This is a genomic window from Campylobacter sp. CFSAN093246 (assembly GCF_012889415.1).
Lineage (GTDB): Bacteria > Campylobacterota > Campylobacteria > Campylobacterales > Campylobacteraceae > Campylobacter_D > Campylobacter_D jejuni.
The window spans coordinates 978,297-989,022 of the sequence record NZ_CP040613.1; the positions used below are offsets into that span (position 1 = coordinate 978,297).

The 10,726-nt window shown below is 30.6% G+C and carries 10 protein-coding genes; all 10 read right to left on the reverse strand.

The window, feature by feature from the left end; genetic code table 11:
* Window positions 1-51: 51 nt before the first annotated feature.
* From FBE87_RS05095 to FBE87_RS05140, 10 genes are read right to left on the reverse strand one after another with little or no spacing between them, the layout of a single operon-like run.
* Window positions 52-942 (reverse strand): AraC family transcriptional regulator, encoded by an 891-nt coding sequence (locus FBE87_RS05095; RefSeq protein ID WP_002852985.1) that lies wholly within the window; start codon window positions 940-942, stop codon window positions 52-54.
* Window positions 939-1,544: a thiamine phosphate synthase gene (locus FBE87_RS05100; protein ID WP_002868654.1), complete on the reverse strand. Its 606-nt coding sequence runs from the start codon at window positions 1,542-1,544 to the stop codon at window positions 939-941. The genes FBE87_RS05095 and FBE87_RS05100 overlap by 4 nt, the downstream gene beginning before the upstream one ends.
* Window positions 1,534-2,679 (reverse strand): 2-iminoacetate synthase ThiH, encoded by a 1,146-nt coding sequence (gene thiH, locus FBE87_RS05105; protein WP_002860176.1) that lies wholly within the window; start codon window positions 2,677-2,679, stop codon window positions 1,534-1,536. The genes FBE87_RS05100 and thiH overlap by 11 nt, the downstream gene beginning before the upstream one ends.
* 2 nt (window positions 2,680-2,681) lie before the next feature.
* A complete protein-coding gene (locus FBE87_RS05110; RefSeq protein WP_100621726.1) occupies window positions 2,682-3,458 on the reverse strand; it encodes a thiazole synthase in 777 nt (258 codons plus the stop codon).
* Window positions 3,459-3,460: 2 nt separating this feature from the next.
* Window positions 3,461-4,264: a thiamine biosynthesis protein ThiF gene (thiF, locus tag FBE87_RS05115; RefSeq protein ID WP_002853687.1), complete on the reverse strand. Its 804-nt coding sequence runs from the start codon at window positions 4,262-4,264 to the stop codon at window positions 3,461-3,463.
* Entirely contained in the window at window positions 4,261-4,452 is a 192-nt protein-coding gene (gene thiS, locus FBE87_RS05120; RefSeq protein ID WP_002853007.1) for a sulfur carrier protein ThiS, read from the reverse strand. The genes thiF and thiS overlap by 4 nt, the downstream gene beginning before the upstream one ends.
* Window positions 4,453-4,461: 9 nt before the next feature.
* Window positions 4,462-5,559, reverse strand: a complete 1,098-nt coding sequence (dapE, locus tag FBE87_RS05125) for a succinyl-diaminopimelate desuccinylase (protein WP_002868650.1) — start codon at window positions 5,557-5,559, stop codon at window positions 4,462-4,464.
* A gap of 3 nt (window positions 5,560-5,562) precedes the next feature.
* The gene (locus FBE87_RS05130) at window positions 5,563-6,162 is read right to left on the reverse strand and encodes a LysE family translocator (protein WP_002779102.1); all 600 of its coding nucleotides are present in this window, start codon (window positions 6,160-6,162) and stop codon (window positions 5,563-5,565) included.
* Entirely contained in the window at window positions 6,155-6,856 is a 702-nt protein-coding gene (locus FBE87_RS05135) for an NAD-dependent deacetylase (RefSeq protein WP_057030716.1), read from the reverse strand. Before FBE87_RS05135 ends, FBE87_RS05130 begins: the two co-directional genes overlap by 8 nt.
* A 42-nt stretch (window positions 6,857-6,898) precedes the next feature.
* Window positions 6,899-10,720 (reverse strand): N-6 DNA methylase, encoded by a 3,822-nt coding sequence (locus FBE87_RS05140; RefSeq protein ID WP_100626284.1) that lies wholly within the window; start codon window positions 10,718-10,720, stop codon window positions 6,899-6,901.
* Between the last annotated feature and the right edge of the window lie 6 nt (window positions 10,721-10,726).

Genomic DNA, 10,726 nt, shown 5'->3' on the forward strand with positions numbered 1-10,726 from the left:
ATTTAAAAATATTTTCGTTAGAATTATATTTATTTAGATAAAAAAAATGTGCTAGTTTTTTGATAAAAAATACAAGTTTTTTGTTTTTTGATATTGCTTAGGAGTTTGCTCATATTTCTCTTTAAATCTTTCAATAAACCAAGCTACCGAAGAAAAAGCGCACTCATTAGCTATTTCATTGATATTTTTTTTAGAAAATTTAAGTAAAATCTTTGCTTTTTGCAACCTTTTTTCATCTAACCATTTTTTAGGACTTTGTCCAAAACATTTCTTAAATTCTTTAGAAAAAGTTGCTAAATCTAATTTCGCAAAATTAGACATTTCATTTACGCTTAAAAATTCTCTACCACAATACTCAAAAAGCTGGGAAAGATCAAGGCGAAATTCTTTTAAAATTCCTGATAAAAAACTAATAAAATAAATATTCTTATTTAAAAGCAAATGTAAAAAAATCTCTTCAAATTTCAAACTCACTATAGGATCTAAAATTTGCGTATTTTCTTCAAAATGCGGTGAAAAACTTTCCAAAATTCCTTGCAAAATCTTATCATTTTTTACCCAAAAAATTTCATAGTTTTGAAACTTTTGATCTAGTTTAAAAAAATCTTTATACTTATAAATAAGCTCAATTAAAAATGCATTGTCAAAAAAAAATAAATAAGCTTCATAAACTCCTTTACTAAGTCCTACATTGCTTAAAGTATAGCTCCCAGCTTTTAAAAACAAAGTTTCATAAGAGTTAATCTTATAATCTTTTGATGCAGTGTGTAAAATTTTATATCCTTTGCGAACAAAAGTTAAAAGATGACTTCCTACATTAACAAAAGTAGAATGCGAAGTATCCGTTTGTGTATATTTAGCAAAAGTGCAAGATTTAATTTTTTTATAATTGACACCTTTTAATTGCTTTAAATCTTCTGGTAAAGAAAGAATTTTATTCATCGTAAATTTTGCCTACATTCTAAAAGATACTTTTTAAGATCTTTTTCTTTCATTAAAATTTCACGCATACAAACGCCTGCTATATTTATATCTTTAAAATTTTCTATATTTTGAGCATTGATACCGCCTATAGCATAAAGTGGAATTTGACTAAATTCAAGCAAGGATTTTAAAAAATCAATCCCTTTAGGCTCTAAACCCACCTTGCAAGAACTTTCAAAAATATGCCCTACAAAAGCATAATTTACCTTATAACTCATCGCCTCTAAAAGCTCTTCTTTACTATGGACTGAAGTGCCAAGTATATGAAAATATTTTATTAATTTAGGCTCTTTTCTTAGCAAAGAAAGCGGTGCGTGAAAATAACGATGCCCCAATTTTAAACACTCCCTATCAAAAAAATGCAAAAAACAAGTCACTTTTTGCTTTGCGCAAATGCTTAAAACTTCTTTTGCTAAATCATAATACTCAAATTCGCTTAAATCTTTTTCTCTTAAAACTATAGCATCTACCTTAGCCTTAGCAAGTTTTTCAATCTGCTTTAAAAAGTCTATCTCTACACATTTTCTATCGCTTATGGCGATGATTTTTTTATCCCACATAGATACTATCGCTCATCACAGCTTGTAAATTGGATCTTTTAAGCATAGCTAAAATTTCATCCACGCTCCTATCATCTGAAATTTCAAACTGCTCATCACCCTTTTTCTCACCCTTATGCTCACCTATACCCACACTCACTCCTGCACTCATTTTAGTAGCACCAAGCTTGATAACCTCATCTCTAAAGCCTATTCTTTCACGACTTGAAATGGTAATGCCTGCAAAAGGTAAAAAAAGTCTATAAGCACAAAGTACTTGCAAAAGGCGTTTTTCACTCACATCTTTAGGATGAATTTTAGCATTATTGATAATAGGTCTTAAACGAGGCACCGAAATAGAAATTTCAGCATGCGAATAAGCTTGTTGTAAAAAATGTGCATGAAGCGCCGTAGCAAGAGCGTCTTTTCTAAAATCATCTATACCCAAAAGTGCCGCAAAAGCCACTCCACGCATACCCGCTTTTAAAGCTCTTTCTTGAGCATTAAAGCGATAAGGAAAAATGCGTTTTTCACCAGCTAAATGAATTTTAGAATATTTTAGAGGATTGTAAGTTTCTTGAAAAACAGTCACATAATCACAACCCTTTTCATGCAAAATTTTATATTCATCTTCATTCATAGGATAAATTTCAACGCCCACAACCTTAAAATACTCTCTAGCTATTTTACAAGCATTTGCTATATATTCTACACTTGCAAACTCCCTGCCCTCGCCTGTTAGCATTAAAATTTCTTCTAAACCACTTTTAGCAATGGCTTGCATTTCTTCGTGAATTTCAGCTTCATTTAGCTTAGCTCTTGCGATTTTATTACCTTTTTGAAAACCACAATAAACACATTTAGAATTACAATAATTTGACAAATAAAGTGGGGTAAAAAGAGAGATAGAATTTCCAAAATATTTTTGCTTGACTTTAGCGGATTTAAAGGCTAATTCTTCTATGAAATCTTCTGCTGCACTTGAAAGCAAGGCTTTTAAATGCTCTATGCTTAAATGTGTTTGATTTAAAGCATTTTTAACATCTTTAGCGCTAAATTGACTCTCATCATAGCTTTGAACTTGACTTAAAACCTTATTTAAAATTTCGCTTTTTATTTCCTGCATGTGAGGTAAATGCTGCATATAATCTTGCATAATCAATCCCTTAAAAAGCCTGTTAATGGAGAACTTGCTTTAGCTTCACTCACACTTGCCACACCTGCTAAAAAAGCCGCTCTTCCCGCATTTACTGCCAAAGAAAAAGCTCTAGCCATCAAGGCTATATCTTTAGCTTCAGCTATGGCTGTATTTACCATCACTGCACTTACTCCCATTTGCATAGCTTCACAAGCTTGTGAAGGACTTCCAATACCCGCATCTACAATGATAGGCAAATCAATTTCATTAAGCAAAATTTGTATAAATTCCTTAGCACATAAACCTTTATTACTCCCAATAGGCGCTGCTAAAGGCATGATAGCCGCAGCTCCAGCATCACGCATAGCTCTAGCTGCGTAAAGATCAGCATGCATGTAAGGTAGGGGCGTAAAACCCTCTTTAGCTAAAAGCTCACAAGCTTTAATCGTTTCATAATTATCAGGCAGCAAATACCTACTATCGCTTATCACTTCTATTTTGATAAGTTCTCCACAACCAAGCTCTCTTGAAAGCCTTGCAATGCGTAAGGCTTCATCGGCGTTTCTTGCGCCTGAAGTGTTGGGTAAAAGTGTGATATTTTTAGGGACATAATCAAGTATATTAGCAATTTCCCCTGTATTTGCACGGCGTAAGGCTAGAGTGATAATCTGTGCTTTAGCTTCTTCTATAGCTGATTTTATAAGCTCTAGCGAATATTTTCCAGAACCTAAAATAAATCTTGAATCAAACTCGTATTTGCCTATTTTTAATTTATCGTTTTTTAAATTTTCTTGCATTTTTACTCCTTATTTGCTAAAAGCTCTAAAACAAGGTTACTTTGATGTCCTGCGCAAATATTTACCCTTGGCGCCATAAGTCCATTTCCCACCTTAGCACCATTTACCAAATCCCCGCACACATAGAAATTTTTAGCAATTTTTCTTGTTTGTATGCTGTTGCTATCACCATAGCCCGCAAGCCCTGAAGCGCAGATTAAAATACCATCTTTGTAAAATCTATGAAAATTTTGCGCTATCATTGCTTTTGCGATAGCACTATCAAAGGCTTCACAAACTATATCTATATCTTTAAACAAAGACTCTAAATTATCCTCATCGATTTTTAAAGTACAAATTTCAACGCTGATATAAGGATTAATTTCGCTAATTTGCTCTTTTAAAGCTTCGGTTTTAAACTTGCCCAAATCACTTACACGGTAAGCTTGACGATTTAAATTACTAGGCTCAATCACATCAAAATCAATCAACTTTAAATACCCCACTCCACTTCTTGCCAAATTTATCGCTATATGTGATCCAAGTCCGCCTAAACCACACACCGCCACGCGCCCATTTTTAAGTTTATCGTGAAGCTTTGGTGTATGTCTTGCTCTCATCATAGCATCTAGTGCGTCTTTTGGAGGTAAAGTATTTTTTTCTATACAAAAAAGCTCATCATTTTCATTTAAAGCGATATTCTCTTTTGTTGCAAAACCATTGATAATCCATACATCATTTTCATTTTTGCTGATATTTTCAAAAAATTCCAAACTTGTTTTAAAGTCTGTATCAAGTTCTTTGCCATTGAATTTTACTCTCATCATCCACCTCCTACAAAACTTACGATTTCAGCTTTATCGTTTTCTTTTAAAATCAAATTTTCAAATTCACTCTTAGGTATAATCTCTCCATTTAATTCCAAGGCGATAAGTTCTATTTTCAAGCCTTTTTCTTTGATAAAATCCATAAATTTAAGCTCTTTTAACTCAAGCTTTTGTCCATTGATAATCATTCTAAACCTTTAAAAATTTTCTATCAAGTCTTTAAAAACAAGACAAAGTTTTTCAAATTCTTCTATACTTACCCTTTCATCAATAGCGTGAATTCTATCATTACAAACCCCAAATTCTACTACCTTTACACCGTATTTTGCAAAATACCTTGCATCACTTGTACCGCCTTTGGTATTAAGCTCTGGCACTTCATGAGTGATTTTTTGAACGCTTTCATTCATTTTTTGAACGATTTTATTGTCGATATTTGTCAAAAAAGCTTCGCTTGATTGTTTTAACTCTAACTCATAGTTTAAACCATGACAAATTTTTTCTACATAACTTTTTACATCTTCTAAGCTTGTATCAGGGGAATTGCGTACATTAAACATAAGTTTTAAATCATTTGGCGTTACATTACATACCCCCATACCTCCACGAATATCAGTTATAACGATTTTTGAAGGACTAAATTCAGCACTTCCAGGATCAAGATCAAAACCCGCTAAAAGCTTTAAAACCGGTGCAAAATCATGCACAGGATTGATACATTTTTCAGGATAAGCAACATGCCCTTGTTTTCCACGGATTAAAAGTTTTCCATTGATAGAACCACGACGCCCTATTTTAATACTATCGCCGATTTTTTTAACACAGGTTGGCTCTGCAACCACAGCATAATCAGGTAGCATATCTCTTTCTTGCATCCATTCTAAAACAGCCTTAGTTCCATATATAGCTTCGCCTTCTTCATCACTTGTTAAAATAAGACTCAGTCTTGCTCCTTTAAAATTCGTATTCTTTGCCGCATCCACAAAGGCTGCTACTCCGCTTTTCATATCTTGAGCACCCCTTGCATAGATAAAGCCTTCTTTTTCCACAGGCGCAAAAGCATTATTACTCCAACCCTCGCCTGCAGGCACCACATCTACATGCCCACCAAAAGCTAAATGCTCGCCTTCATCTTTAAATTTTTTAGTGAGTAAAAGGTTTTTAATGCCTTCTTTTTCTATAAAAAAAGTTTCAAAATCACTCAGTTCCATAGCGATGAAATTTAAAGCTCCATCATCATTTGGTGTAACAGATTTAAATTTTAAAAGTTCGATTAAAAATTCTTTTGCATTCATTTTTCATCCTAAAAAAGTTTTATATAATAAATTAAGAGCAAAATACTCTATAATTATAGCTGAAATTATATTGATTATAAAAACAACTTTTGCACTAAAAACATGACTATATCTTGCCACCACAAAGGCTAAAGCACTTACCCAAAAAAGTATAGCCACAACAAGCCCTAAAGTCATCAAATAAGCATGATCGCTGCTTAAAACCACACTTGCAGCACTAAGCCAAAATCCTATCACAAAAGGATTTGAACCATTTAAAAAAGCTCCTTTAATATAACTTTTCAAAAGACTTTCTTTAAATTCTTTATGCTCTAAATTTAAGCTTTCTTTCTTTTTTCTTAGCATCAAATACGCCATATAAGTTAAAAAACAAAAACCAAAAATCGCCAAAAAACGCATAAAAATGACATTGTCTAAGAAATTTAAAAGCCCAAATTGAAGCAAAAAAAGATAAAGCATATCTATACTAAATGCTCCAAGTCCTACAGCTATGGAATTTTTAAAAGCTTTTAGTGCATAAGTTAAAATCAAAATATTTACAGGTCCAAAAGGCACACTCACTCCAAAGCCCAAAAAAACTCCACTTAAAAAAGAATCAAACATTACCATCTTTCATAAAATTTTCTATATCAAGTGCGATTTTATCAATAGCGTTTATAATATCTTCTATATAGATTTTATCAAAATACCGCTCTAAATTCGCATCTTTTTCGTAGATATTTAAAATACTTTTTTCGCACATTGAAGCATAACGCCCTACAGGCAAAACCGCCCCACTTGTGCCTACGCTGATAAAAAGCGAAGTTTGATTTAGCAAAGAATAAAGCGTAGCATAAGCAGGAGCTTGCTCTTCAAACATGACTATATTGTGTCTTAAATCCTTGCTTTTGCATTTTGGGCATTGTTTATCTGTGATTTTTTCATAACCTATATTAAAAATTTCTTCGCATTTTAAGCAGCGAAGTTCAGGCAAAAAGCCATGCAAATGTACTACATCTTTACACCCTGCACGCTCTAGCAAATCATCTACATTTTGCGTGATGACAAAAAGGTTTTTACCCCATTTTTCTTTTAACTGTGCGATTTTTTCATGAGCATGATTTGGCTTTACATTTTGAAGTTGTGCCCTTCTTGCATCGTAAAAATCAAGTACTTTTTTAGGATTTTTTCTAAAACCTGTTGCAGAGCAAACCTCCATCACATCGTATTCTTCCCAAAGTCCATCATTATCTCTAAAAGTTTTAAGCCCACTTGGAGCAGACAAACCCGCTCCGCTTAATATCATAATGTTTTTCATTGCTAAACCTTATAAAATTTACAAAGTTTAGCGAAAAATGCTTTAAGAAAATAAATATTTTTGCAAGATTTTTTCTTTTTCTTTTTCTAATCTATCAAGTTCTATTTTATATTCATTGATTTTTTTCTCAATCTTGTCAGTTATATCTGCTATTTGATCTTGAAATTCTAAAGAAGGAAGTTTAACTCTTAATGCTTTTATTCTATCTATTGAAGCTCTAAGTTTTCTTGAAAATCCTTGTTTTTTACCAGCTTCATTTAAAATAAAACTTATGTATTTAGCATTTATTTTTGTATCATCAACCCTTAATACCCCACAATGATCAGTTGGATAAAACTTTTTATTTTTTGGTATAAATCCCACCATCCAATCTCCATCTATACCCCACAAAACAGAATCATTATCATAATCTTGCAAAATTTCTTTATTAACAAATCCAAATACTTCCAACACATTTGCACTATAAACAGGAATTTGTCCATTTTCAAGCAGCTCATTATTTAAAACTCTTTTTCCAATACTTAGTTTAAAAATTGGATTTGATAAAGCATATTCTTTAATTGTTTTATTAAATGATGATAAAAATTCACTATCCAAATTTATTTTACACAAATTATTAATTTTATCTAAAATAGAATTTAGTTCATATTCTTGATTGTCCTCTATAATACCACATTTTTGAAGCATTGCTTTGATTAGGTTTTGATACTCTTTTATACTCAAACTTAAAGTATTATACTGCTCTTCTACCTTTTCACACTCTGCTACGATTTGTTTTTGAATTTCAAGCGGTGGAAGTGGGATTTTAAAACTATAAAAAATATTAGTATCAAACTGTGGATACTGTTGTCCTTGTTTATATAGTTTTTGTCCGCAAATTTCTAATAAAATATACAAAAAATCAAAAATAATCTTGCTTTTATCTTTAACACTCAAAATATGATTATTTGCTGAAACAAATTTACCTTTATGTTTTTTAATATTTGCATATCTTGCCACTCCTAAAGTAATTACTTCACCTTCGTTTATAAATTGTCCAGCTGTTTTTTCATCTGTCCACCATTCGTAGTTTTTAGAACTTGGTAAAAGTTTTACATTTCCACTGTTTAAATTCATTTTTTCGATTTCTGTCGCACTAGCTTGATTTCTAATTTTATTTAAATCACACACTTCCCCTAATCTCACCAACTCATACTTAGATTTCTTAAAAGGATTTAACTCATCTCTTGATTTTACGTTTAAACTTATAGCTTTATTAAATTCCACTTTTTCAAAATCCATCATATCAATAAGCCTCGCTTTACTAGCATAGCCTTGCAAATCTTTTGGTATATCGCTAAGAGTTTTTAAAAATGCTTTACAAATTAAAGTATTAAGCTTAGTTTCATTTTGCGGATTGCCTCTTTCAAAAAGTGGGCTCAAATAAGGCTCGTGCAATTCTTTTAAACCTTCATCACCTTTTCTATTACTCCACTCATAACCTAAAAATTTCTTTTGTTCTTTTATATCACTTGGAGATTTTATGATTAAAACTTCTTGATTAAGACTTAGACAAAAATAAAGCAATTTATCCTTTTCTATTGCTTGAGTATAAGCTAAAAAGGCTTTATCTTCTAAATCTTGCTTATCTTTACTTTCTTTATAAATTTTAGATTCTTTAAGTTTTTTATAATCACTTGTTTGCCTAAATGCATTGCGATAATCTTTAAAGGCTTCTAGCTCTGCAAGTTTAGAATCTAAGTTTCCATTTAAAAAATTGCTATAAAGCTCTTTATCAAATTTTCTAAAATCACAATACGCACTTAGATAATTTTGATAAAAGTTTTCATTGTCTTTTAAATTTTCAGCTTCTATGCGTTCTTTAATCAAACTATAATCTTGAGAAATAAGATGATTTTCTTGTTTAAAAGTTTCTTTTTTGCGTAAAAATAAAATAATCGTATTTGTCCCTGTTGCTCCAAATGTTTGATTACCTAGCTCTACAATGGCAATAAAATCAAAATTTTGAAATAATATTTCTCTTGTATTTTTATAAATAGAATCTTTATTTAAAATAGAACTTGGTAAGATAATAGCAGCTTTAGCATTATCATTTAAAATTTGATTTGCTCGCTCACAAAAAAAGCATTCGATAGAATTATTTGTTTCTATGTTTATATCATCGTTAAAAAGTTTATAGGTATTCTTAGATTTATCACTTAAAGTTTCTAAAAATCCTTTTACAGAATAAGGCGGATTTGCTATAAGCAAATCAAAACTATTTGATTCTATTTGTGGTTTTGCTTTTTCTCCTTCTAAATTATTTGTATTTGCTAATTCAAAAGAAGCAAGTGCATCAGCGTATAAAATATTGATTTCATTTTGTCCATACATTGCACTTGATACCTTAGAAACCTTACTTAAGCGATACTCTTTTTCAATACCATAAATATTTTTATAATGCTCTTTAAGCTCATCTTCTGTTAGATAACGCTTAAGCTCATTGGCATAGGTGTTTAAAAAATGTCCAGCACCACAAGCATAATCAATCACCCTTAAAGCTTTAGAGTTTTTGCTTAACATTTCTTGAAGCGGTAAAGAATACATAATAAATTCACAAATTTGAATAGGGGTAAAAAACTGCCCTTCATCTTGCTTCATACCTTTTTGCAAAAAAAGTTCAAAAAGATTGCCTAAAAATTGATTTGTAGAGTTTTGGGTAAGCTTGTAATTTGCAAAAAGCTCTACTATTTCTTTTAATACAAGTGCATTTTTTAAGAATAATTCTTTATTATGCACTTCTAAAAATGCAAAATCATTATTTGAATAAAATTTTAATTCTTTGATGTAATTTTGCATTACTTCTTTTAAAGTTTTTATCTTTAATTGCTTAAAGTCTTTTTCTATATCTTCATTAGATACAAAGGTAATTTTCTCTCCTAAGAATTCTTTCATAGCTTCTTTATAAAGCCACATTAATCTATCTTGCATATTTGCATAAGTATCTGCCATTACACCAAAATATCCAAATTTGAGATTGTTTTTATTAAAAGTTTCATCATAAATTTTGCAAAGAAAAATATTTACAAGTTTATCAAAGGCATTTTCCTTGCCTGATATATTATGCTTGCGTAAAATTTTTGCAAATTCGTGATATTTACCTTCTTCTTTAAGTTCCTTAAGATTATCAAAAGTTGGAGTAATTTCTAAAATTTTATAAGCATTGACATTTTCTTCAAAAATACCTTGTTTAAAATATTGCAGTTCATAACTTTCTTTCCAAGTTTTAAAAAGTTCTATATTGTTATTAGATTTTTTATAAGAATTTTGTAATTCCTTTTCTTTTAGATATTCTTCGTTATCGTAAGCTTGTATGATGTAATTTTTATATTCTAACTTATCGCTAAAATCACTTGTATAAAGACAAAGATATTTTACACCTTTTTCTTGCTGAAAATAAGAAAAAAGCTGCCCGCCATCTTCTTGCATTCTATTCCATTCTTTTATAAATTCACTATTTTTAGAATCTGTGGTTTTACATTCTATAATCAAATAAGGATTGTTTTCATTATCCTTTACTAAAATATCAGCCTTACCACCTTTTTTATCCCTGCCAAGATTCCATTTTGGCTCTAACTCTAAATATTCAGCCTTGTAACCTTTTTCTAAAAGTCTATGCACACATTCAAAAACTACAAAATTTTCAGGGTGTGAAAAATTAGAAGTAGTTTTATCGTGAATTTTTATTTCTTTTGGGTAATTAATACTTTGGTTTTTATAATCTATTAAAAGTGTGTAATTATTGATTGTTTTTACATAATTTTCATTTTTATTTTTAAAGCCTAAGTTTTCTAGAACTTGTTTTAAATTATCTTTTGTAATCATTTATTT